This is a genomic window from Streptomyces sp. NPDC111744, assembly GCF_055634995.1.
The window spans coordinates 85,956-109,112 of record NZ_JBVKCG010000003.1 but is presented as its reverse complement, the minus strand read 5'-3'; the positions used below and the strand labels follow the sequence as shown (position 1 = coordinate 109,112).

General features: G+C 71.0%; 23 protein-coding genes and 1 pseudogene. 14 read left to right on the top strand and 10 right to left on the bottom strand.

What is annotated here, in order from left to right; translation table 11 throughout:
* Positions 1-81: 81 nt before the first annotated feature.
* The 3 genes from ACZ7OO_RS07725 to ACZ7OO_RS07715 form a co-directional block, all read right to left on the bottom strand.
* Positions 82-924 carry a thioredoxin domain-containing protein gene (locus ACZ7OO_RS07725; protein ID WP_471502564.1) on the bottom strand — a complete coding sequence of 281 codons (843 nt, stop codon included), beginning with the start codon at positions 922-924 and terminating at the stop codon, positions 82-84.
* A gap of 98 nt (positions 925-1,022) precedes the next feature.
* Positions 1,023-1,715: a hypothetical protein gene (locus tag ACZ7OO_RS07720; RefSeq protein ID WP_471502562.1), complete on the bottom strand. Its 693-nt coding sequence runs from the start codon at positions 1,713-1,715 to the stop codon at positions 1,023-1,025.
* Positions 1,716-1,782: 67 nt separating this feature from the next.
* The gene (locus tag ACZ7OO_RS07715) at positions 1,783-3,117 is read right to left on the bottom strand and encodes a DUF2252 domain-containing protein (RefSeq protein ID WP_471502560.1); all 1,335 of its coding nucleotides are present in this window, start codon (positions 3,115-3,117) and stop codon (positions 1,783-1,785) included.
* Between the two features lie 222 nt (positions 3,118-3,339).
* On the opposite strand from ACZ7OO_RS07715, the gene dnaE reads away from it, so the two are divergent.
* The gene (dnaE, locus tag ACZ7OO_RS07710) at positions 3,340-6,879 is read left to right on the top strand and encodes a DNA polymerase III subunit alpha (protein ID WP_471502558.1); all 3,540 of its coding nucleotides are present in this window, start codon (positions 3,340-3,342) and stop codon (positions 6,877-6,879) included.
* A gap of 96 nt (positions 6,880-6,975) precedes the next feature.
* On the opposite strand, the gene ACZ7OO_RS07705 is transcribed toward dnaE, so the two are convergent.
* The gene (locus ACZ7OO_RS07705) at positions 6,976-7,155 is read right to left on the bottom strand and encodes a hypothetical protein (protein ID WP_471502556.1); all 180 of its coding nucleotides are present in this window, start codon (positions 7,153-7,155) and stop codon (positions 6,976-6,978) included.
* A gap of 220 nt (positions 7,156-7,375) precedes the next feature.
* Between ACZ7OO_RS07705 and ACZ7OO_RS07700 the strand changes: the two genes are divergently transcribed.
* From ACZ7OO_RS07700 to ACZ7OO_RS07685, 4 genes are all read left to right on the top strand, one after another.
* Entirely contained in the window at positions 7,376-8,602 is a 1,227-nt protein-coding gene (locus ACZ7OO_RS07700) for an NYN domain-containing protein (RefSeq protein ID WP_471502554.1), read from the top strand.
* Positions 8,603-8,675: 73 nt separating this feature from the next.
* Positions 8,676-9,695, top strand: a complete 1,020-nt coding sequence (locus ACZ7OO_RS07695) for an ABC transporter ATP-binding protein (RefSeq protein ID WP_471502552.1) — start codon at positions 8,676-8,678, stop codon at positions 9,693-9,695.
* A gap of 94 nt (positions 9,696-9,789) precedes the next feature.
* Positions 9,790-10,614: an ABC transporter permease gene (locus tag ACZ7OO_RS07690; protein WP_471502550.1), complete on the top strand. Its 825-nt coding sequence runs from the start codon at positions 9,790-9,792 to the stop codon at positions 10,612-10,614.
* 34 nt (positions 10,615-10,648) lie between these two features.
* Positions 10,649-11,332 carry an AAA family ATPase gene (locus ACZ7OO_RS07685; protein WP_471502548.1) on the top strand — a complete coding sequence of 228 codons (684 nt, stop codon included), beginning with the start codon at positions 10,649-10,651 and terminating at the stop codon, positions 11,330-11,332.
* A gap of 78 nt (positions 11,333-11,410) precedes the next feature.
* Here ACZ7OO_RS07685 and ybaK read toward each other — a convergent pair whose 3' ends face one another.
* The 4 genes from ybaK to ACZ7OO_RS07665 form a co-directional block, all read right to left on the bottom strand.
* On the bottom strand, positions 11,411-11,917 hold the full coding sequence (gene ybaK, locus ACZ7OO_RS07680) for a Cys-tRNA(Pro) deacylase (protein WP_471502546.1): 507 nt from the start codon (positions 11,915-11,917) through the stop codon (positions 11,411-11,413).
* A 14-nt stretch (positions 11,918-11,931) separates the two neighbouring features.
* Positions 11,932-12,672, bottom strand: a complete 741-nt coding sequence (locus tag ACZ7OO_RS07675) for an LON peptidase substrate-binding domain-containing protein (protein WP_471502544.1) — start codon at positions 12,670-12,672, stop codon at positions 11,932-11,934.
* A gap of 11 nt (positions 12,673-12,683) precedes the next feature.
* Positions 12,684-13,736, bottom strand: coding sequence for a hypothetical protein (locus ACZ7OO_RS07670; RefSeq protein WP_471502542.1), 1,053 nt, complete (start codon positions 13,734-13,736; stop codon positions 12,684-12,686).
* 163 nt (positions 13,737-13,899) lie between these two features.
* The gene (locus ACZ7OO_RS07665) at positions 13,900-15,471 is read right to left on the bottom strand and encodes an oxidoreductase (protein ID WP_471502540.1); all 1,572 of its coding nucleotides are present in this window, start codon (positions 15,469-15,471) and stop codon (positions 13,900-13,902) included.
* A gap of 200 nt (positions 15,472-15,671) precedes the next feature.
* Here ACZ7OO_RS07665 and hisD point away from each other — a divergent pair, with 200 nt between their 5' ends.
* The 9 genes and pseudogenes from hisD to ACZ7OO_RS07620 form a co-directional block, all read left to right on the top strand.
* Positions 15,672-16,997 carry a histidinol dehydrogenase gene (hisD, locus tag ACZ7OO_RS07660; protein ID WP_471502538.1) on the top strand — a complete coding sequence of 442 codons (1,326 nt, stop codon included), beginning with the start codon at positions 15,672-15,674 and terminating at the stop codon, positions 16,995-16,997.
* On the top strand, positions 16,994-18,100 hold the full coding sequence (locus ACZ7OO_RS07655; RefSeq protein WP_471502536.1) for a histidinol-phosphate transaminase: 1,107 nt from the start codon (positions 16,994-16,996) through the stop codon (positions 18,098-18,100). Before hisD ends, ACZ7OO_RS07655 begins: the two co-directional genes overlap by 4 nt.
* Positions 18,097-18,690, top strand: a complete 594-nt coding sequence (gene hisB / locus ACZ7OO_RS07650; RefSeq protein ID WP_471502534.1) for an imidazoleglycerol-phosphate dehydratase HisB — start codon at positions 18,097-18,099, stop codon at positions 18,688-18,690. The genes ACZ7OO_RS07655 and hisB overlap by 4 nt, the downstream gene beginning before the upstream one ends.
* Positions 18,691-18,694: 4 nt before the next feature.
* Positions 18,695-18,859 carry a hypothetical protein gene (locus ACZ7OO_RS07645; protein WP_039655927.1) on the top strand — a complete coding sequence of 55 codons (165 nt, stop codon included), beginning with the start codon at positions 18,695-18,697 and terminating at the stop codon, positions 18,857-18,859.
* Positions 18,850-19,500: an imidazole glycerol phosphate synthase subunit HisH gene (gene hisH / locus ACZ7OO_RS07640; RefSeq protein WP_471502532.1), complete on the top strand. Its 651-nt coding sequence runs from the start codon at positions 18,850-18,852 to the stop codon at positions 19,498-19,500. Before ACZ7OO_RS07645 ends, hisH begins: the two co-directional genes overlap by 10 nt.
* Entirely contained in the window at positions 19,497-20,222 is a 726-nt protein-coding gene (gene priA / locus ACZ7OO_RS07635) for a bifunctional 1-(5-phosphoribosyl)-5-((5-phosphoribosylamino)methylideneamino)imidazole-4-carboxamide isomerase/phosphoribosylanthranilate isomerase PriA (protein WP_471502530.1), read from the top strand. Before hisH ends, priA begins: the two co-directional genes overlap by 4 nt.
* A complete protein-coding gene (locus ACZ7OO_RS07630; RefSeq protein ID WP_471502528.1) occupies positions 20,219-20,623 on the top strand; it encodes a RidA family protein in 405 nt (134 codons plus the stop codon). Before priA ends, ACZ7OO_RS07630 begins: the two co-directional genes overlap by 4 nt.
* Positions 20,620-21,375: an imidazole glycerol phosphate synthase subunit HisF gene (gene hisF, locus ACZ7OO_RS07625; RefSeq protein ID WP_471502526.1), complete on the top strand. Its 756-nt coding sequence runs from the start codon at positions 20,620-20,622 to the stop codon at positions 21,373-21,375. Before ACZ7OO_RS07630 ends, hisF begins: the two co-directional genes overlap by 4 nt.
* A gap of 72 nt (positions 21,376-21,447) precedes the next feature.
* Positions 21,448-22,050: pseudogene (locus ACZ7OO_RS07620) on the top strand (MFS transporter); the annotation flags it as partial.
* 6 nt (positions 22,051-22,056) lie between these two features.
* Here ACZ7OO_RS07620 and ACZ7OO_RS07615 read toward each other — a convergent pair.
* Complete coding sequence (locus ACZ7OO_RS07615; protein ID WP_471502524.1) at positions 22,057-22,455, bottom strand: VOC family protein; 399 nt, start codon at positions 22,453-22,455, stop codon at positions 22,057-22,059.
* 9 nt (positions 22,456-22,464) lie between these two features.
* Positions 22,465-23,100: a TIGR03085 family metal-binding protein gene (locus tag ACZ7OO_RS07610; RefSeq protein WP_471502522.1), complete on the bottom strand. Its 636-nt coding sequence runs from the start codon at positions 23,098-23,100 to the stop codon at positions 22,465-22,467.
* Between the last annotated feature and the right edge of the window lie 57 nt (positions 23,101-23,157).

Here is a 23,157-nt window from a genome sequence, read left to right as displayed (position 1 = left end):
ATGGACAAGAGCAGGCGAACCAGTGAAAGTTCGCCTGCTCTTCACGTGGAGCTGGTGCTGCACCTGTGCACAGAGGCCGGGTTACGCCTTGAGCGCCGCGTCCACCAGGGAGTTGAAGGCCGCGACCGTCATCGGCGGGTTGCCGCTGGAGTCGGCCGTCAGCATCTTGCCGTTCATGACGAAGCTCGGGGTGCCCGTCACGCCGTCCTTGTTGGTGTCGAACGTCTTCGACATGGCCAGCGCCCAGGCGTCGTACTTGCCGGACTTGACCGCGTCCTGGAAGGTCTTGTTGTTCTTCAGCGCCGGGACGGTGTCGGCGACCTGGATGAGGTAGCTGTCGTTCTTGAACTTGTCGTTCGTCTCCTCGGGGTGCCACTTCGTGGAGTACAGCGCGGTCTTGTACTCCAGGAACGCCTCCGGGCTGACGTTCAGCGCGGCGCCCATGGCGCTCATCGCGTTCTTGGAACCCTCGCCGTTGGTGCCGATCTTGCCCTTGCCCAGCGAGTCGCCGTCGATGAACGTGCCGCCGACGTACTGGATCTTGAACTTCCCGTCGTCGATGTCCTTCTTCACCGTCGAGCCGACCGTCTGTTCGAACTGGGCGCAGATCGGGCAGCGCGGGTCCTCGTAGACCTTGAGGGTCTTCTTGGCGGTGGACTTGCCGATGACGACGGTGGTGCCGTCGGTGCCCGTGGTGTTGGCCGGGGCGACGACCTTGGCGGACTTCTCGTCCTCCCAGTAGCCGGGCTTGTTGGCCTGGACGACGGCGTAGCCTATGCCGCCCGCCGCGGCCAGCACGGCCACGACCGAGCAGGCCACGATGACCTGGCGCTTGACCTTGGCCCGCTTGGCCTGCTTCTCGCGCTCGACGCGCAGCCGCTCCCGGGCCGCGTTCTTGGCGGTCTGGCTGTTCCGCTTGCTCATGTCGGTGATCTCCATAGGGGACGCGCACATGGCGTGCGCGGGATACGTGTGGGGGACTCGTCTGCTCGGACGAGGGGTGTGCTCGCGCGCAGGGGCGCTCAGGCGAAGGGCAGGGCGAGCGCCCGGGAGCACGGCGGTCCACGCCGTCCCAGGGAGTGCACGAGGACCAGGTCGCGGGCGGCGGCCGTACGCGGCGCCGGGCGCGGCAGCCGTCGTACCGGAGCCAGCCGGACCGTGCCCGCGGCGACCGCGAGGAGCAGCGGGCGGAAGGTGGTGGCGGCGATCGCGCGCAGCAGCTGGGTCAGGGCGCGCTCGCCGCGGCGCAGCCAGGCGGCGGCCAGCAGGCCGACGCCGATGTGCGCGGCGAGCAGCAGCCAGGCCGCGGTCGGGTCGGCGTGGGCGAGCGCCGCGGCGGCCCGGGAGCCGCCGGTCATCTGGGCCAGCGGGGTGCCCACCGTGCCGCCCCGGCACAGCACGTCGAAGCCGACCGCGCGCAGGGGGCCCGCGATGGGGCCGCCGGCTCGGCCGTAGCAGGCGTGCTGGCCGGTGGTGAAGACCGTGTCGGCGGCCAGCTCCAGCGGGACCAGCAGGGCCGCGATCCGGCCGAAGCCGCGCTCGCGGCCCGCCAGCGCGTACGCCGTGACGAACACGCCGGCGGCGACCGCGGCCACCGTGGTGAACGGCAGCGGGGCCCGGGACAGCAGCACGTGCGACGCGGTGCTGAGCGTCACGACGAAGGCCGTGAACAGCGCCGCGCGCACGGCTCTGAGCTGGGTCCCGGATATGTCCATAGCGGTGGAGAGTCTGTCACGTACTCATGTAGGGGACCCCTAAAAGAGCCCTGAGAATCCGCGAAGGTTACAGGCCTGGAATGCGGCCGTTGCGGAACAGGTCGACGAAGATCTGGTGGTCGGCACGCGCGCGTGCGCCGTAGGTGTGCGCGAAGTCCACAAGGAGCTGATCGAAGCCCGCGCCCTCATCGGGGTCCGCCGCGATCGCCGCGTCGATGGCCCGCTCGGTGGAGAACGGCACCAGGGACTCACCGGACTGGTCGTCGGCCGCCGAGTGCATCGACGCCGTGGCCCGGCCGAGGTCCGCGACGACCGCCGCGATCTCCTCCGGGTCGTCGATGTCGCTCCAGTCCAGGTCCACCGCGTACGGCGACACCTCGGCGACCAGCTGCCCGGAGCCGTCCAGCTCGGTCCAGCCCAGCCACGGGTCGGCGTGCGCCTGCAGGGCGCGCTGGGAGATCACCGTGCGGTGGCCCTCGTGCTGGAAGTAGTCCCGGATCGCCGGGTCCGTGATGTGCCGGGAGACGGCCGGGGTCTGGGCCTGCTTGATGTAGATGACGACGTCGTTCTCCAGGGCGTCCGTGGAGCCCTCCAGGAGGATGTTGTACGACGGCAGACCGGCCGAACCGATGCCGATGCCACGCCGGCCGACGACGTCCTTGACGCGGTAGGAGTCCGGGCGGGACAGGGACGACTCCGGAAGCGTCTCCAGATAGCCGTCGAAGGCCGCCAGCACCTTGTAGCGGGTGGCGGCGTCCAGCTCGATCGAGCCGCCGCCGGAGGCGAAGCGGCGCTCGAAGTCACGGATCTCGGTCATCGAGTCCAGCAGCTCGAAGCGGGTCAGCGAGCGGGCCGCGCGCAGCGCGCCGAGCAGAGGGCCTTCGGCGGAGTCCAGGGTGAACGGCGGCACCTCGTCGCTCTTCGCGCCGGTCGCCAGGGCGTGGATCCGCTCCCGGTACGCGCCCGCGTACACCTCGACCAGCTCGGTGATCTGCTCGTCGCTGAGCGCCTTCGCGTACCCGATCAGCGCGACGGAGGCGGAGAAGCGCTTCAAATCCCAGGTGAAGGGGCCGACGTAGGCCTCGTCGAAGTCGTTGACGTTGAAGACCAGGCGGCCGTTGGAGTCCATGTACGTGCCGAAGTTCTCCGCGTGCAGGTCGCCGTGGATCCACACGCGCGAGGTGCGCTCGTCCAGGAACGGGCCGCCGCGCTTCTCTGCGTCCACGTCGTGGTAGAAGAGCGCCGCCGTGCCCCGGTAGAAGGCGAAGGCCGAGGCCGCCATCTTCCGGAACTTCACGCGGAACGCGGCCGGGTCGGCGGCCAGGAGCTCGCCGAAGGCGGTGTCGAAGACGGCGAGGATCTCCTCGCCGCGCTGCTCGCCGTTGAGCTGGGGGACCGACATCGCTGGGTGCCTCCTGGTACGGGTGGTGCGTGACGTGTGGGGCGGATCTCCCCGTCGGACCAACGTGCGAAGGTCCGGGGGAGTGCCCGCTTTCTTCGCCTGAAGGTACGCGGGGTGGCGGGCGGATTGTCAGTGCCGAGGCATAGGATTTCGCCGTCCCACCAGACTGTCCGCAGCCGGTCGGAAGATCGTCGACGCCCGTTTCCTCTGGAGGCCGAAACCGTGTCAAAGCCGCCGTTCACGCACCTGCACGTCCACACCCAGTACTCGCTGCTGGACGGTGCCGCGCGGCTGAAGGACATGTTCAACGCCTGCAACGAGATGGGCATGACCCACATCGCCATGTCCGACCACGGCAACCTCCACGGGGCCTACGACTTCTTCCACTCCGCACAGAAGGCCGGAGTCACCCCGATCATCGGGATCGAGGCGTACGTCGCCCCCGAGTCCCGGCGCAACAAGCGCAAGATCCAGTGGGGCCAGCCGCACCAGAAGCGGGACGACGTCTCCGGTTCCGGTGGTTACACCCACAAGACGATGTGGGCGGTGAACAAGACCGGCCTGCACAACCTCTTCCGGCTCTCCTCCGACGCCTATGCCGAGGGCTGGCTGCAGAAGTGGCCCCGGATGGACAAGGAGACCATCGCCCAGTGGTCCGAGGGGATCGTCGCCTCCACCGGCTGCCCCTCCGGCGAGCTCCAGACCCGGCTCCGCCTCGGCCAGTACGACGAGGCCCTGAAGGCGGCCGCCGACTACCAGGACATCTTCGGCAAGGACCGCTACTTCCTGGAGCTGATGGACCACGGCATCGAGATCGAGCACCGGGTCCGCGACGGCCTCCTGGAGATCGGCAAGAAGCTCGGCATCCCCCCGCTGGTCACCAACGACTCGCACTACACGTACGCGCACGAGGCGACCGCCCACGACGCCCTGCTGTGCATCCAGACCGGCAAGAACCTCTCCGACCCGGACCGCTTCAAGTTCGACGGCACCGGCTACTACCTGAAGTCCACGGACGAGATGTACGCCATCGACTCCTCGGACGCCTGGCAGCAGGGCTGCGCCAACACGCTCCTCGTCGCCGAGATGGTGGACACCACCGGCATGTTCGAGAAGCGCGACCTGATGCCCAAGTTCGACATCCCCGAGGGCTACACCGAGGTCACCTGGTTCAAGGAGGAGGTCCGCCGCGGCATGGAGCGCCGTTTCCCCGGTGGCATCCCCGAAGACCGCCAGAAGCAGGCCGACTACGAGATGGACGTCATCATCCAGATGGGGTTCCCCGGCTACTTCCTCGTGGTCGCCGACTTCATCATGTGGGCCAAGAACAATGGCATCGCGGTCGGCCCCGGCCGAGGCTCCGCGGCCGGTTCGATCGTCGCCTACGCCATGGGCATCACCGACCTCGACCCGATCCCGCACGGTCTGATCTTCGAGCGGTTCCTCAACCCCGAGCGTGTCTCCATGCCCGACGTCGACATCGACTTCGACGAGCGCCGGCGCGTCGAGGTGATCCGGTACGTGACGGAGAAGTACGGCGCCGACAAGGTCGCCATGATCGGCACCTACGGCAAGATCAAGGCCAAGAACGCCATCAAGGACTCCGCGCGCGTGCTGGGCTACCCGTACGCGATGGGCGACCGCCTCACCAAGGCGATGCCCGCCGACGTCCTCGGCAAGGGCATCGACCTGGACGGCATCACCAACCCCTCGCACCCGCGCTACAACGAGGCGGGCGAGATCCGCGGGATGTACGAGAACGAACCGGACGTCAAGAAGGTCATCGACACCGCCAAGGGCGTAGAGGGCCTGGTCCGGCAGATGGGTGTGCACGCGGCCGGCGTGATCATGTCCAGCGAGCCCATCGTCGACCACGCCCCGATCTGGGTGCGGCACACCGACGGCGTGACCATCACGCAGTGGGACTACCCGCAGTGCGAGTCGCTCGGCCTGCTGAAGATGGACTTCCTCGGCCTGCGCAACCTGACGATCATGGACGACGCCGTCAAGATGGTGAAGTCCAACAAGGGCATCGACCTCGACCTGCTGGCCCTGCCGCTCGACGACCCGAAGACCTTCGAACTCCTCCAGCGCGGCGACACCCTCGGCGTCTTCCAGTTCGACGGCGGCCCCATGCGCTCGCTGCTGCGCCTGATGAAGCCCGACAACTTCGAAGACATCTCCGCCGTGTCGGCGCTCTACCGTCCCGGCCCGATGGGCATGGACTCGCACACCAACTACGCGCTGCGCAAGAACAAGCTCCAGGAGATCACCCCGATCCACCCCGAGCTGGAGGAGCCGCTCAGGGAGGTCCTGGACGTCACCTACGGCCTGATCGTGTATCAGGAGCAGGTGCAGAAGGCCGCCCAGATCGTCGCCGGCTACTCGCTCGGCGAGGCCGACATCCTCCGCCGCGTGATGGGCAAGAAGAAGCCCGACGAACTGGCCAAGAACTTCGTCCTCTTCCAGAAGGGCGCCCGCGACAAGGGCTACAGCGACGAGGCCATCCAGGCCCTGTGGGACGTGCTGGTCCCGTTCGCCGGCTACGCCTTCAACAAGGCCCACTCGGCGGCGTACGGACTGGTCTCCTACTGGACCGCGTACCTCAAGGCGAACCACCCCGCCGAGTACATGGCCGGGCTGCTCACCTCGGTCAAGGACGACAAGGACAAGTCGGCCGTCTACCTCAACGAGTGCCGCCGCATGGGCATCAAGGTGCTCCCGCCGAACGTCAACGAGTCGGTGCACAACTTCGCCGCCCAGGGCGACGACGTGATCCTCTTCGGCCTGGAGGCCGTACGCAACGTCGGCACGGGCGTCGTCGAGTCGATCATCAAGGCCCGCAGGGCGAAGGGGAAGTTCGCCTCCTTCCCCGACTACCTGGACAAGGTCGACGCCACCGCCTGCAACAAGCGGACCACGGAATCCCTCATCAAGGCGGGCGCCTTCGACGCGCTCGGGCACACCCGCAAGGGCCTCACCGCCCAGTACGAGCCGATGATCGACAACGTGGTCGCGGTCAAGCGCAAGGAGGCCGAGGGCCAGTTCGACCTCTTCGGCGGGATGGGCGAGGAGGAGAGCAGCGAGCCCGGGTTCGGCCTCGACGTGGAGTTCACCACCGAGGAGTGGGACAAGACCTATCTGCTCGCCCAGGAGCGGGAGATGCTCGGTCTGTACGTCTCCGACCACCCGCTCTTCGGTCTGGAGCATGTGCTCTCCGACAAGGCCGACGCGGGCATCGCCCAGCTCACCGGCGGCGAGCACGCCGACGGCGCGGTGGTCACCATCGGCGGGATCATCTCCGGTCTCCAGCGCAAGATGACCAAGCAGGGCAACGCCTGGGCGATCGCCACCGTCGAGGACCTCGCCGGCTCCATCGAGTGCATGTTCTTCCCCGCGACCTACCAGCTCATCTCGACCCAACTCGTCGAGGACGCGGTCGTGTTCGTCAAGGGCCGCCTCGACAAGCGCGAGGACGTGCCCCGCCTGGTGGCGATGGAGCTGACGATCCCCGACCTGTCCGCCGCGGGCGCCAACGCGCCCGTGATCCTCACCATCCCCGCCACCCGGGTCACCCCGCCCATGGTCAGCCGCCTCGGCGAGATCCTCAGCCACCACAAGGGCGACAGCGAGGTCCGGATCAAGCTCCAGGGCCCGACCAAGACGACCGTGCTGCGCCTCGACCGGCACCGGGTGAAGCCCGATCCGGCCCTGTTCGGCGACCTGAAGGTGCTGCTCGGCCCGTCCTGCCTGGCCGGCTAGGCCCTGCCGTCCGCGCGCGGAAGGGGCGCACCCGCAACGGGTGCGCCCCTTCTGTGTGCTGGGCTTCAACAGCCCTGAGGGACCTGGGTGGTCCGCTCAGTTGTGGCCGAAGCGCTTCTGCTGCTTACGGGCAACATCCGCGGGGCTGCCCTGAATGTGCGACACCGGCGAGTCGTGGGACTCCATCGACGTACGCTGCGCGTGCTCGTGGGCCTGCTCGGCCTGCGGCGCGCGGTTCTGAGAGCCACCCTGCTTGCGGTTCTTGTTCTTGGCCATGGTGATCTGCCTCCTGTGGGGGATCTAGGGGCCGAATTCAGATTCACATAGGCTGACAACGGACGCATTTCGGATAATTACCGTGTGTGACAGGGTTTGTCGGAGAGCAAGGTGCCGAAACGCCACGCCGAAGATCGAGTTCGGGCCGTTAACCCCCGCGCCGTCGGGCAGACTCGAAGGAAGCCCCGAAAGCAAACCTCCCGGAAAGAGGGTGAGTCGCGTGGACCGCTGCATCGTCCTGGTGGACGCCGGGTATCTGCTGGGTGCCGCCGCCAGTCTCCTCGCCGGTGAGCCCTCCCGATCCCGGATCACCGTCGACCACGCCGCGCTCATCCAGGCGCTGCGCGACCGCGCGGAATCTGACACCGAGCGTCCACTGCTGCGCATCTACTGGTTCGACGGCGCCCCCGACCGCGTCCCGCAGCCCGAACACCGGCGGCTGCGTGTGATGCCCCGGGTGACCGTCCGGCTCGGCGCGCTGACCCGCAGCGACGGACGCTGGGCCCAGAAGGGCGTGGACGCGGCCATGCACGCCGAGCTGACCGAGCTGGCCCGCAACCGCGCCTGTTCCGACGTCGTGCTGGTGACCGGCGACGGCGATCTGCTGCCGGGCATGATGGCCGCGAAGGAGCACGGGGTCGCCGTACACCTGTGGGCCGTGCAGGCCGCCGACGGGGACTACAACCAGTCCGAGGACCTGGTCGCGGAGGCCGACGAGCGGCGGGTCCTGGACCGCGTGTGGATCACCCAGGCCGTACGGGCGAAGGAGCTGACCGCGGTCTGTGCCCCGCCGCCGGCGCCGCGGCCGGAGATCGCCGCGATCCTCTCCGCGCCGCTGCCCGACTCGGGGCTGGCGGGCGCGGCCGAGTCGGGGGCCGAAGAGGCCGAGCGGGCGCCCGCGGCGAGCGCGGCGGAGAACGGGTCGGCCGAGCGGGTGCCTGCGCCCAAGGGGGTGCCCACGCCGAAGGACCTGGCCGCGCTGCGGGCGCCGGGCGCGCAGCCGGTGGTGCAGCATCCAGCGACCACCGCGACCCTGCGGTGGTCCTCCGACAAGGGGTGGGTGGACCGGCCGGGGGCCGTCGCGGAACCGGCGGAGGCCGCCTCCATGCCGACGCTGGCGCAGCTGACGACCGCGGAGCAGCGATGGGCCGACCGGGAGGAGGACATCACGACCGTCGGCGGGGATCCGTACGAGGTCGGCCAGGTGTTCGCCCGGCGGTGGATCTCGCGGCTGGGCGAACAGAACCATGTGCAGAAGCTGTCCGGGATGTATCCGCGGATTCCGCATCGGATCGACGGGGAGCTGCTGCGGTACGCGGCCCGGTTCGGGTTGCTGGCGCACAAGGACGACCAGATCGACGAGCACGACCGGTACGCCATCCGGGCGGGGTTCTGGAGAGAGATCGATGTGCCGGCGGGGGCGGCCGAGCATGCGCCGGCCGAATGAGTGAGCCCCGGGGGTGCGAAGACGACTGCCCCAAAGGCGAGTAAACGGGGCCGACCCCGTAGTCTCGTCCCTTGTGAGTACGGGCGTGGGTCAGGCACTTCGGCAGCAGAGCGACGTGGTGTGTGCCGTGCGTGGGCTGACCAAGACCTACGCCGCGGTCAAAGGGCGGCGCGGTGTTCCCGCGGTGCCCGAGGTCCGGGCCACTGACGGGGTGGACCTCGATGTCCGGCGCGGGGAGATCTTCGGGCTGCTCGGGCCGAACGGGGCCGGCAAGTCGACCCTCGTACGGCAGCTCACCGGGCTGCTGCGGCCCGACGCCGGCACTGTCGAGATCCTCGGGCACGACATCGTGCGGCATCCGGAGCGGGCCGCGCGGATCCTCGCCTATCTCGGTCAGGAGTCCAGCGCTCTCGACGAGCTGACCGTGTCCCTCGCCGCCGAGACCACCGGGCGGCTGCGCGGCCTGGACGTACGGCAGGCCCGCGCCGAGCGGGACGCCGTGGTCGAGGAGCTGGGGCTCGGGCCGCTCGCCGGGCGGGCGATCAGGAAGCTCTCCGGAGGGCAGCGGCGGCTGGCCTGCTTCGCCGCGGCGCTGGTCGGGGAGCGGCCGTTGCTGGTGCTCGACGAACCGACGACCGGGATGGATCCGGTGGCCCGGCGGGCCGTGTGGGCCGCCGTCGACCGGCGGCGGGCCGAGCACGGCGCGACCGTCGTCCTGGTCACCCACAACGTGATCGAGGCCGAGACGGTCCTGGACCGGGTCGCCGTGCTCGACCAGGGACGGGTCATCGCCTGTGACACCCCGGCCGGGCTCAAGGAACGGGTCGCCGGAGAGGTGCGGGTCGAACTGGTGTGGCGGGAGCGGGCCCCGCTGGACGTGCCCGAGGTGGCCGTCCTGCGGGAACGTGCCGTCGAGTCCGGCCGGCGCTGGACGCTGCGGCTCGCGCCCGAGGAGGCACGTGCCGTGGTCGCCACGGTGACCGGCGGGACGGCCTTCGCCGCCCTCGACGACTTCACGCTCGCCACGCCCAGCCTGGAGGACGTCTATCTGGCGCTGGGCGGCGCCGCACGGCAGGGGCTGGTGAAGGCATGAGCGTGAGCGTGAACGCCGGGGCGACCGGGCCCGTACGGGAAGGCGCGGCGGCCGTACGTGCCGTGGATGCCGTTGGGAAGAGGAGCTGCGCGACGTGAGTGTCGTACCCGCGGAGGTTCTGCCGGGCGGTGCCCTGGCCCTGGAGGAGTCGGTGCCGCGCCCGGCGGCCGAGCTGGGCCCGCGTGCGCGTCTGTGGCCGTCGCTGGTGGCCGTCTACCGGGCGCAGCTGTCCCGTGCCCGGGTGGCGCGGATCCCGCTGCTGTTCGTCGCGACCTTCCAGTCCGTCGGCATCATGATCATGATGCGGGGGGTGGTGGACAGCCGGGGCGAGGCCCAGTCCGTGGTGGCGGGGTCGTCGGTGGTCGTCGTCGCCTATGTGGCCCTGAACCTGCTCGCGCAGTACTTCGGGCAGCTGCGGGCGAGCGGCGGCCTCGACCACTACGCCACGCTGCCGGTGCCGCCGGCCTCCGTGGTGCTCGGGGCGGCCGCGGCGTACGCCTCCTTCACCGTGCCGGGGACGCTGGTGACGGCCGTCTTCGGGTGTGTGCTGTTCGGGCTGCCGCTGAGCAACCTGTGGATTCTCCTCGCCGTGATCCCGCTGGCGGGGGCGGCCCTGTCCGGGCTCGGCGCCGCCTGCGGGCTGCTCGCGCCCCGGCCCGAACTCGCCACGCTGCTCGGGCAGTTGGGCATGTCGGCGGCCCTGCTGCTCGGTGTGCTGCCGCCGGACCGGATGCCGGGGATCATTCAGCTCGCCCGTGACCTGCTGCCTTCGACGTACGGCGTGGAGGCCTACGCCCGGACGTTCGGGGCGCGGCCCGACTGGGCCGTCGTCCTCGCTGACCTGGGTGTGTGCGCCGGGGTCGGGGTCGCCTCGCTGGCCGTCGCCACCTGGGCGTACCGCCGGGCCGCCGTCCGGTGACGCGCCGCACAGGCCGACCTGGCACGATGTCAGAGTGACCGCACCGTTGACGCCGCCTCCGCCGCCGCACGACCAGTCCTCGCACCAGGCCTGGCAGGCGCCGCCGCCTGCCGGGACGGTCGCAGGAGAGTTCGGAGCAGAGTACGGACAGGACGGTCCTGGGATGAAGACCGAACTGCGTCAGGCCGCCGTGATCGCTCTCGCGCTGGCGGTGAGCGGTGCGCTGCTCGGGCTGCTGTGGCTGTGGCTGGCGCCGCATGTCCCCCTGGTGGGGGACCATTCCGGCAAGAGCTGGGTGGTCTATCTCAAGGACACCGAGGGCGAGCAGGCGGCGGGGGTGGACGGGACGTTCACGCTGCTGGCGCTGGCGTTCGGTGCGGTGAGCGCGGTCGTGGTGTTCCTGTGGCAGCGGCGCGGGGGTGTCCCGCTGGTGGTGGCGCTGGGGGTCGGCGGGCTGCTCGGCTCGCTGCTGGCGTGGCGGTTGGGGACGTGGCTGGGGCCGGAGCAGGACGTGATCGCGCACGCGAAGGCCGTCGGGAAGGGAGTGACGTTCTCGGCGCCGCTGAAGTTGGGGGCGAAGGGGGCGTTGCTGGCGTGGTCGTTGTCGGCGTTGCTGGTGCACCTGGGGTTGACGGCGCTGTTCGGCCCGCGGGACCCGGAGCCGCCGTACGAGGAGGGGCCGTACGAGGAGGGGCCGTACGCGGTTCCGCAGGCGTAGGGTTTCGCCCCCGCCGCCCCTGACGGTCCCTCGACATGTCTCCCGTACGTGACCGAGGACGGGGGTTTCGCCGAGTGGTCACGCACGTCCGATGGGTGCCAGGGTCGCCCCGGTCAGTGTGGCCAGGGAGCCGGGGGAGAGCTCGACCTCCAGGCCCCGGCGGCCCGCCGAGACGCAGATCGTGGTGTGGGACGACGCCGACGCGTCCAGGACCGTGGGGAGCTTCTTGCGCTGGCCCAGCGGGGAGATACCGCCCCGGACATAGCCCGTCGTGCGCTCGGCCAGGGCCGGGTCCGCCATCGCCGCGCGTTTGCCGCCGACCGCCGCCGCCAGGGCCTTCAGGTCCAGGCTGCCGGCCACCGGCACCACCGCGACCGTGAGCGTGCCGTCCACGTCCGCGACCAGGGTCTTGAAGACCCGGTCGGGGGACACGCCCGTCGCCTCCGCCGCCTCCTCGCCGTAGGACGGGTGGGAGGGGTCGTGGTCGTAGGAGTGGACGGTGAAGTCCACGCCCGCCGCGGTCAGGGCCACTGTCGCCGGCGTGCCCGCGGACTGCTGCTGTTTCTTGTTCGGCTTCTTCGGCATGGCAGGACCCCGGCTCAGTTCAGGCTCGTCGGCGCCCGCGTCAGCTCCGCCGCGGGCAGTGACGGCAGGTTACGGATGATCGCCGTCTCGGCGCGAAGCAGTTTCAGTTCGTCGCGCAGGCGGGACGCCGTGTCGGGGGCCTGGAGCAGGCGCTGCTTGGTGGGGATGTCGTGCATCATCGCCGCCGCGACCAGGTAGGAGACCACGGACGGTTCGTCGGGGAGGTCGACGCCCGTGGACAGCGAGCGCTCCCGCGCCCCCGCCAGCCGCTTCTGGTACTGGCGGAAGGCTCGCAGCACCCCCTCCGCCAGCGCGCCCGCCTCGTCGCCCGGTTCCTCCGGCAGCTCCTCCAGCTCAGCCGTCAGGAACGGCCCGGACGTGTCGACGGAGAGCAGTCGTACCCGGCTCGTCCCCGTCGCCAGCACCTCGAACGTGCCGTTCGCCCGCTCCCGGATCGTCGCCGCGTCCGCCACACAGCCCACCCGGTGGAAGGACTTGAGGGGGTCGGGCCCGAAGCCGGCCGCCGGGCCCCGCTCGGGCTGGGCCGTCGGATCAGGCATGCCAGGTGCGCTCGGTGCCACCTCGTGGCCGTCGCGGATCGCCACGACGGCGAACCGGCGCGGTTCCTCCTCGGGGGTCTTCAGCAGATCGCGCATCATGGCGCGATAACGCTCCTCGAAGATGTTCAGTGGCAGCACGAGCCCCGGGAACAGCACCGAGTTCAGCGGGAAGAGGGGAAGACGGACGGTGGTCACGGCGCCACAGCCTAGTGGTCATCGGCGGGAACATGTCCGCCGTGCTCGGCCCGTGGGCGTCCCGCGCCCCTCGGCGAGGGGACAAGCCCGGTCCCGGGGGGCGGTTCCGTACCGGCCAGCAGGTGCGCGCGCAGCCGTACGAAATGGCCCAGCGGGTCGTCGGACAGGCGGTCCCAGGGGAACGAGGTGACGTACGGGCCGATCAGGTGCAGCTGGGTGCGGGCGGCCTCCCAGCGTTCCAGGCGGACCAGGAGGTACATCAGCTTGTTGCGGACCTCGGCCGGCCAGGGGTCGGCCGCCGGGAACCGGGCGGAGAGGGCGATCGCCCGGTCGGCCGCAGCGTCCAGGCGGGGTTGCGGCACCGTGGGGCCGCAGCCGTCGGTGAGGTAGGCGAAGGCCGCGCGGGCCGGAAGGGCCTGTACGAGGGAGTCGGCCGGGGCGTCCTGGGCGGCCAGGTCGGCGAAGTCGAAGCACTCGCCGTGCGAGCCGTGCCAGTACGTACCCAGATAGCGCAGGGCGGCCACATGGCAGCCGTAGTGGTGCGGGGCGCGGCGGACCGCCGCCTCCCACAGCTCCTCGAAGTACTTGTGACCGGCGTTGGAGCCGCGTGCGTGGTCCAGCGCCACCCGCCACGGAACCGGGTCGCGGTCGTCGCCGCGTGCGGCGGCCGTGATCAGCGGACTCACCGCGCGTAGCAACTCGGTCCGAGCCGGGGACGGCCAGGCCTGGTCCACCGCCAGCTGGGCCCGCAGCAGCAGCAGGTCCGGGTCGTTGGGGGCGGCCGTGGACCAGTCGCCCAGCCATTCGGCCCGCGAGCGGGCGAAGAGGGCGAGCCGGTGCACATACCGGTCCCGTGCCTCCCACTCGGCCGCGGCCCTGGTGTCGGCCAGCAGACGCGCCGCGGGCTGGTACTCGCCCCGGCCGGCCGCGACCAGCGCGGGGGCGAGCTGCTCGTCGGGCGCGTCGAGGAACACCTCGTCGTCGGCCGGCAGCGGGCCGAGGGCGGGGCGCTGGGTGGTCGTTGCCGTCCGTGCGGAACGGAACAGCGTGCGCAGCGAAGCCATGGTGTCGCCATTGAAAGTCCGCAGGTCGAGCATGCGCCAGACCGCCTGGCGATTTCCGTGAAAGTTGTACGGTCCCAGGCCAAGGGAAGGTAAAAGGTGACTGTTGCTCATCTGTTGGGTACCTGCCAGGCGCGACCAGCGGGAACCAGCCGCGCCCGCCTGCCTAACCGCGCCTCAGCAGCCGCGTGGCCCCCGCCGCCACCGTCGTCGCCAGGATCCAGCCCAGCAGGACCATCACGGCGGCCGCCCACTGCCAGCCCCCGCTGAGGCGCCACTGGCCGGCCTGGCCCAGGTCGATCACCGGCAGCAGCAGATCGAGGACGAACAGCGCCGGGTCCCAGACCGGGTGCCCGCCGGAGGTCATCGGCGGGTGCGGGGCGTGTGCGAAGGCGAGCGTGCCCGCAGCCCACAGCACCGCCATCCACACCGCCGCCCGGCCCGGCCGGTAGCCGTAGGCCACGGTCAGATCCTGCACGTAGCCCCAGAGCTTGGCGGCGACCGGCAGCGTCTCGCGGCGCCGGCGCTGCTTGGCGAGCTGCACCTCGCGCGCGTCCTCGTCCTCACCGGCGGCCCGCAGCACGGTCGCGAGCCGCTCGTACGGCTCCGGGTTGTACTCGGCGGTCGCCGCCGCCACCCAGTCGAGCCGCCGGGTCAGCGGGAACGGGCCCTGCGGGACCAGGTTCTCGTAGGCGAAGCCGCCCATGTGCAGCCGCCCGGGGCCCGGCCAGCTGGTCGCCCGGTCCACCAGGTTCACGGTCCGGGCGCCCGACAGCACCACCCGGCCGCGCTGCGGCTCCTCCCCGAGGAACCGCACCTCCGGCGCCTGCGCCCGGCGCAACGACAGCTCCTGGTCGTCCGTGAAGGTGAACCGGGCCCGCTCCAGGTCGACGGCGTCCCCGAACCGCCCGTCGTCCAGCCGTATCCCGCCCTGGCACTCGAACCGCTGGATCCGGGTCCCGCGCGCCGGGGTCGTGCCGCTCCGCCAGGGGCCGCCCACCCCGGCCGGGGTCAGGTACAGGGTGCGGCCGACGGTCAGCTGGGGCGCGTTCAGCGCGAACCGCCCGTGGGGATTGCGCAGCCGGGCCCCGCGCAGGCTCAGCGAGACACCCACCTTGGCGCTGCGCAGGCTCAGCTCCCCGTACGACTCCAGCAGGTCGGCCTGCAGATCCTGCCCGACGCTCAGGCCGTCCGCCGCGATCGACCGTCCGCTGCGGTCCCGGTACACCACCGCCTGGTTCAGCAGCAGGTCGGTGCCGATGTGCGCGTCGGTCAGCCGGACCCCGCCCAGGAAGCGGCAGCGGGGCAGATGCAGATCACCCTCCGTGCGCACCCGGGCCGCCTCAAGGCGCGGCACCGCACAGTCGACCAGTCGCACGGTCGTGAAGTGCGCCTCCGGCAGCAGGACCTCGTCGTCGAACCGGCAGCCGCTCAGCTCCACATACGGGGTGACCGCGCCGCCCGCCAGGTCCAGCGCGCCGGTGATCCGCACACCCGCCAGCTTCAGCGCGGCCACCCGGCCCGCGAGCGCCGGCGGCCCGTCGAGCAGCAGCCAGCAGACGATCCGCGCCCGCACGGTCCGCTCGGGCCCCCAGGGATGGCCGCCGTGCGGATCGTCCACCTGCGCGTCGCCGCTGCTCAGGTCGTACACACTGCCGTTGCGGAAGGCCTGCCACATCCCGGCCTCGGCCGCGGTCAGATCGTCCGGCAGTTCCCCGTCCCGGACCCCCTCGGTCACGGCTCTTCCTTCTTCCTCAGCTACTCGTCAGTCATGTACTCGCGCAGCGGTGATGCCCGGTCCGTCACCCCTCGAACACCACACGTGAAGGTGATCTTCCGGGTTCCGGCCAGGCTATGTACCGGTCGTTGCCTCACGTTCTGTATCAGCCATTGATACGCGCGGACGGGCCCCGAGTGCCGTCTGAGAGAATTGAGCACGTGATCTCCCGAATCGACCTGCGCGGCGACGCCCTCCCCGAGGGCCCCGCTCTGCGCGACCTGCTGCCCCGAGCCGACTTCGACGTCTCGGCCGCCCTGGAGAAGGTGCGTCCGATCTGCGAGGCCGTGCATCATCGGGGCGACGCGGCGCTGATCGACTTCGCCGAGAGGTTCGACGGGGTCACCCTGGAGCAGGTGCGGGTGCCCGCCGCGGCCCTGGCCAAGGCGCTGGAGGAGCTCGAGCCGGCCGTGCGCGCGGCCCTGGAGGAGTCCATCCGGCGCGCCCGTCTCGTCCACCGCGAGCAGCGTCGTACGACCCACACGACCCAGGTCGTGCCCGGCGGCTCGGTCACCGAGAAGTGGGTGCCGGTCGAGCGGGTCGGGCTCTACGCGCCCGGCGGCCGGTCGGTCTACCCGTCCTCCGTGATCATGAACGTCGTGCCCGCGCAGGAGGCCGGCGTCGAGTCCATCGCGCTCGCCTCCCCGGCGCAGGCCGAGTTCGGTGGCCTGCCGCACCCGACGATCCTCGCCGCCTGCGCCCTGCTCGGCGTCGACGAGGTGTACGCGGCCGGCGGCGCCACCGCCGTCGCGATGTTCGCCTACGGCACCGAGTCCTGCCCGTCCGCCAACATGGTCACCGGCCCCGGCAACATCTGGGTCGCCGCCGCCAAGCGCTACTTCACCGGCAGGATCGGCATCGACGCCGAGGCCGGCCCCACCGAGATCGCGGTCCTCGCGGACGCCACCGCCGACCCGGTGCACATCGCCGCCGACCTGATCAGCCAGGCCGAGCACGACCCGCTGGCCGCCGCCGTCCTGGTCACCGACTCGGTCGAGCTGGCGGACGCGGTGGCGAAGGAGCTGGAGCCGCAGGTCGCGGCCACCAAGCACATCGGCGACCGGATCGTCCCGGCGCTCGCGGGCAGGCAGTCCGCGATCGTCCTGGTCGACGGCGTCGAGGAGGGCCTCAGGGTCGTCGACGCGTACGGCGCCGAGCACCTGGAGATCCAGACGGCTCAGGCTTCCGAGGTGGCCGGGCGCGTCAAGAACGCGGGCGCAATCTTCGTCGGCCCCTGGGCACCGGTCTCCCTCGGTGACTACGCCGCCGGATCCAACCACGTGCTGCCCACCGGCGGCTGCGCCTGCCACTCCTCCGGCCTGTCCGTCCAGTCCTTCCTGCGCGGCATCCACATCGTCGACTACACGAAGGACGCGCTGGCCGAGGTCGCGCACCACGTGGTGACGCTGGCGGAGGCGGAGGACCTGCCGGCACACGGCGCGGCGATCAAGGCAAGGTTCGGTTGGAAGGTACCCGAGGGCAAGTGACAGGCATCGACGATCTCCCCGTACGGGACGAGCTTCGCGGCAAGTCCCCCTACGGCGCGCCTCAGTTGGACGTGCCCGTACGGCTGAACACCAACGAGAACCCCTACCCGCTGCCCGAGCCGCTGGTCGAGCGGATCGTGGAGCGGGTGCGCGAGGCCGCCCGGAACCTGAACCGCTATCCCGACCGGGACGCGGTCCGGCTCCGCACCGAGCTGGCCAAGTACCTGACGAAGACCGGCAACCACCCGCTCTCCGTCGAGAACGTCTGGGCGGCCAACGGCTCCAACGAGGTCATCCAGCAGCTGCTGCAGACCTTCGGCGGACCGGGTCGTACGGCTATCGGCTTCGAGCCGTCGTACTCGATGCACTCGCTCATCTCGCGCGGCACGGGCACCGGCTGGATCTCCGGCCCCCGCAACGACGACTTCACGATCGACACCGAAGCCGCCACCCGCGCGATCGCCGAGCACAAGCCCGACGTCGTCTTCATCACCACCCCCAACAACCCCACCGGTAACGCGGTCCCGCCCGAGACGGTCCTCGCGCTGTACGACGCGGCCCAGGCAGCCCGGCCGTCCATGGTGATCGTCGACGAGGCGTACATCGAGTTCAGCCACGGCGACTCGCTGCTGCCGCTGCTCGAAGGTCGGCCGAATCTCGTCGTCTCCAGGACCATGTCGAAGGCCTTCGGCGCGGCCGGCCTGCGCCTCGGCTACCTCGCCGCGGACCCGGCGGTGGTGGACGCCGTGCAGCTCGTACGGCTGCCGTACCACCTGTCGGCGATCACCCAGGCGACCGCGCTCGCCGCCCTGGAGCACACGGATACGCTGCTGGGGTACGTCGAGCAGCTGAAGACCGAGCGGGACCGGCTGGTGAGCGAGCTGCGGGCGGCCGGGTTCGAGGTCACCGAGTCCGACGCCAACTTCGTGCAGTTCGGGCGGTTCGGGGACCCCCACCGGGCCTGGCAGAAGATCCTCGACCGCGGGGTCCTCGTCCGGGACAACGGCGTGCCCGGTTTCCTGCGGGTGTCCGCCGGAACCCCCGAAGAGAACGACGCGTTCCTCGACGCGGCACGTGAAGTCAAGAAGGAGCTGGACGCATGACCCGCGTAGGGCGCGTGGAGCGCACCACCAAGGAGACCTCGGTCCTGGTCGAGATCGACCTCGACGGCACCGGGAAGACCGACATCGCGACCGGCGTCGGTTTCTACGACCACATGCTCGACCAGCTCGGCCGGCACGGCCTGTTCGACCTCACCGTGAAGACCGACGGCGATCTGCACATCGACTCGCACCACACCATCGAGGACACCGCCCTCGCCCTCGGCGCCGCCTTCAAGCAGGCCCTCGGCGACAAGGTGGGGGTCTATCGATTCGGGAACTGCACGGTTCCCCTCGACGAGTCCCTCGCCCAGGTCACGGTGGACCTGTCCGGCCGTCCGTACCTCGTGCACACGGAGCCGGAGAACATGGCCCCGATGATCGGCGAGTACGACACCACCATGACCCGGCACATCCTGGAGTCCTTCGTCGCCCAGGCCCAGGTCGCCCTGCATGTGCACGTCCCCTACGGGCGCAACGCGCACCACATCGTGGAATGCCAGTTCAAGGCGCTCGCCAGGGCGCTGCGCTACGCCTCCGAGCGCGACCCGCGCGCGGCCGGCATCCTCCCCTCGACGAAGGGCGCGCTGTAAAGCCATGACCGGGCTCTCCACCCTACTGATCGTCGTCGGCCTCTTCCTGGTCGGCGGAATCATCTCCTTCGTCAAGCAGAAGATGCCCACCAGCCTGATCGTGCTGCTCTCGATCGGCGCCGCGATGTGCCTGGTGGCGGGCGTCATGAGGCTGGAGGTGTGGAATTGAGCGGATCCGCCAGGAAGGTCGTCGTCTTCGACTACGGCTTCGGGAACGTCCGGTCCGCCGAGCGGGCGCTCGCCCGCGCCGGGGCCGACGTCGAGATAACCCGTGACTTCGACAAGGCCATGAACGCGGACGGGCTGCTGGTGCCGGGCGTCGGCGCCTTCGCCGCCTGTATGCAGGGCCTGAAGGCGGCCCGCGGGGACTGGATCATCGACCGCCGGCTGTCCGGCGGGCGGCCGGTGATGGGCATCTGCGTCGGCATGCAGATCCTGTTCGCGCGCGGCATCGAGCACGGCGTTCAGACCGAGGGCCTCGACGAGTGGCCCGGCTCGGTCGAGCCGCTCCAGGCCGAGATCGTGCCCCACATGGGCTGGAACACCGTGGACGTGCCGGCCGGCTCGGAGCTGTTCGCGGGCCTGGACGCCGACGCCCGCTTCTACTTCGTGCACTCCTACGCCGTCCAGGACTGGGCGCTGGAGGCGCACAACCCGGTCCTGCACGCCCCCAAGGTGGCCTGGTCGACGCACGGCAAGCCGTTCGTGGCCGCCGTGGAGAACGGCGCCCTGTGGGCCACCCAGTTCCACCCCGAGAAGTCCGGCGACGCCGGCGCCCAGCTCCTCACCAACTGGATCGGAACACTGTGAGCACGCTCGAACTCCTCCCCGCCGTCGACGTCCGCGACGGCCAGGCCGTCCGCCTCGTGCACGGCGAGTCGGGAACCGAGACCTCCTACGGCTCCCCCCTGGAGGCCGCCCTCGCCTGGCAGCGGTCCGGCGCCGAGTGGCTGCACCTGGTCGACCTGGACGCCGCGTTCGGCACCGGCGACAACCGCGAGCTGATCACCGAGGTCGCCGGGGCGATGGACATCAAGGTGGAGCTGTCCGGTGGTATCCGGGACGACGCCTCGCTGGCGGCCGCCCTCGCCACCGGCTGTCGCCGGGTGAACCTCGGCACGGCCGCCCTGGAGAGCCCGGAGTGGGTCGCCAAGGTCATCGCCGAGCACGGCGGCCGGATCGCGGTGGGCCTGGACGTCAAGGGCACCACCCTGCGCGGCCGCGGCTGGACCCGCGACGGCGGCGACCTCTACGAGACGCTGGCCCGGCTCGACCAGGAGGGCTGCGCGCGGTACGTCGTCACCGACATCGCCAAGGACGGCACCCTCCAGGGCCCGAACCTGGAGCTCCTGAAGAACGTCTGCGCGGCGACGGACCGGCCGGTCGTGGCCTCCGGTGGCGTGTCGTCGCTGGACGACCTCCGCGCGCTGGCCGAACTGGTACCCCTCGGTGTCGAGGGCGCCATCGTCGGAAAGGCCCTGTACGCCAAGGCGTTCACCTTGGAAGAAGCACTGGAGGCAGTGTCCCGATGACGTCAGAAGCCGTGCGGCGTGTACAGAGCGGAAGTCCCTGGGAAGAGCCCTTCGGTATCGCCCGCGCCGTTGCGGCGGGCGACCGAGTGGTGGTCGGCGGCACGACGTCCTTCAAGGGCACCGTGCTGTACGGGGAGGGCGACCCGTACGAACAGGCCAAGGTGGCCTTCGGTACGGCCCTGGAGGCGATCGCCGAGTTCGGGCTCGGACCCGAGTCGGTGATCCGCACCAGGCTGTATCTCACCCACGCGCGCGACATGGACGCGGTGGGACGCGCCCACAAGGAGATCTTCGGCTCGGTACGCCCGGTGACCACGTTCGTCGTGGTGACCGGCTTCGTCGACCCGCGCATCCTGGTCGAGGCAGAGCTGGAGGCATACCGAGGAGCCGTGGATTCATGACCCTGGCGGTCCGAGTCATCCCCTGCCTGGACGTGGACAACGGCCGGGTCGTCAAGGGCGTCAACTTCCAGAACCTGCGCGACGCGGGCGACCCGGTCGAGATGGCCAAGGTGTACGACGCGGAGGGCGCCGACGAGCTGACCTTCCTGGACATCACCGCGTCGTCCGGCGACCGCGAGACCACCTACGACGTGGTGCGCCGCACCGCCGAGCAGGTCTTCATCCCGCTGACCGTCGGCGGCGGGGTGCGCACGGCCGAGGACGTCGACAAGCTGCTGCGGGCGGGCGCCGACAAGGTGGGCGTCAACACGGCCGCGATCGCCCGCCCGGACCTGATCCGGGAGATCGCGGAACGCTTCGGCCGCCAGGTCCTGGTCCTGTCGGTGGACGCCCGCCGCACCCCCGAAGGCACCTTCGAGGTCACCACCCACGGCGGCCGTCGCGGCACCGGCATCGACGCGGTCGAGTGGGCGCATCGGGCCGCCGAGCTGGGCGCGGGGGAGATCCTGCTCAACTCGATGGACGCGGACGGCACCAAGGACGGCTACGACCTGGAGATGATCACGGCTGTCCGCAAGCACGTCACCATCCCGGTCATCGCCTCCGGCGGCGCCGGCAAACTGGCCGACTTCGCCCCGGCCGTCGGAGCGGGCGCGAACGCGGTCCTCGCCGCCTCCGTCTTCCACTTCGGCGACCTGCGCATCGGCGAGGTGAAGCAGGCCCTGCGGGAGGCGGGACACCCCGTGCGGTGACGCTGTGCCCGAGTCCTGGCCCCGGTGCCCCTCGGTACCGGGGCCTTCTGCTGCACACCCCAGATACGCGCCACCCCCTGGCAGGACCTGCGGGCGGTCTCGGCCACATCCGCCGCCATCGCGTCCTGGCCCCGCTGATGCCGGCCATCGCCCTCGGCTCGGCTTCGTCAGCCCCCTCGACGTCGGGCTCACCCTGCTCGCCGACCGGCGCGGCTGGGGCGCCGCCGGGGTCGGCTGGGTGCTCGCCGGGTTCGGGACCGGCGCCGGGGCCGCCTCGCTCCTGCTCACCGTCCGGGGCCGGCTGCCGTGCGCCGGGCTGGTCGCCGGGTACGCCATTCTCGCCGGATCGGTCGCGATCGGCTCCCTCGCCTTCGTGCCGAGCCTCGCCGGAGCCGTCGGCGTGGCGCTGCTGATCGGCCTGCTCGCCGGCGTCAGCGGTGCGATGTGCTCCGCGCTGCTGCAGACCCAGGCCGACGCCGCCTACCCCGGCCGGGTCACCGCCGTCGCCGGCCTGATCAGCCTGGGCCTCACCCCGCTGAGCATGCCCTTCACGGCCGCCGCCATCGGCGCTTCGGCCCCGGCCCGGTGTACGTCCTCAGTGCCGCCGTCTGCGGGCTCGGTGGGGTCGTCGCCCTCGCCGTACCGGGACTGCGACGGGCCGAACTGCCCCGCTGAGGCTTCTCAGCCCTTCGGCTGGGCCAGCTGGACCAGGTTGCCGACCGTGTCGTCGAGGACGGCCGCGATCACCGGGCCCTGCTCCTGTGGCTCGTGCGTGAAGCGGACGCCCAGGGCGCGCAGGCGGTCGTACTCCGCCTCGATGTCGTCGACCGAGAAGACGATGGCCGGCAGGCCCGCCTCGTACACGGCCTTGCGGTACGGCTCCGCGATGGGGCCCTGGCCGGGTTCCAGGAGCAGCTGGAGGTCCGGCTGGGCACCGCCGGGCGCGCCGACCGTGATGAACAGGGTGCCGCCGCCCAGGTCGAGGTGGGTGCGGGTCTCGAAACCGAGGACGTCCGTGTAGAAGGCGTGCGCTTTCGAGACGTCGTCCACGTACACGTTCGTCATCGCGACCTTGATCATGGCGGGTCCTCAGATGCCCAGCTGCTTGGACTCGTGCAGCTTGGCGATCGCGTTCTCGTCGCCTTCCACCACGACCTTCGCCGCGCTCTGCCGGCCGAAGGCGAACATCAGCAGCTCGGAGGGCTCGCCCGTCACCGTCACCACCGGGGCGCCGCGATGGGCCACGGCCGTCTGGCCGTCCGGACGGCGCAGCACCAGGCCCGTCGGCACCCCCCGGCCCAGCAGCCGGGCGGTGCGCTCCAGACGGGACCACAGGGCGTCCTGGAAGACGGGGTCCAGCTCGCGAGGCGCCCAGTCCGGCTGGGCGCGGCGGACGTCCTCCGTGTGGACGTAGAACTCCACCGTGTTGGCCGCCTCGTCGACCTGCTTGAGCTGGAACGGCGAGAACCGCGGCGGGCCGGTACGGATCAGCTGGATCAGCTCCTCGTACGGCTTCGCGGCGAACTCGGCCATCACCTTCTCCAGGCGCGGCGCGAGCTGCTTGATCAGTGCGCCCCCGGCCGCGTCCGGCCGGCGCTCGCGCACCACCACGTGCGCGGCCAGATCACGGGTCACCCAGCCCTCGCAGAGGGTCGGCGCCTCGGGACCGGCGGTCTCCAAGAGGTCGGCGAGCAGAAGCCGTTCACGCTTGGCGAAGGTCGACATGCACCCAGCCTACGGCCCCACGCACGGTCCGGACAGTGGACACGGTCCGTGACTGTC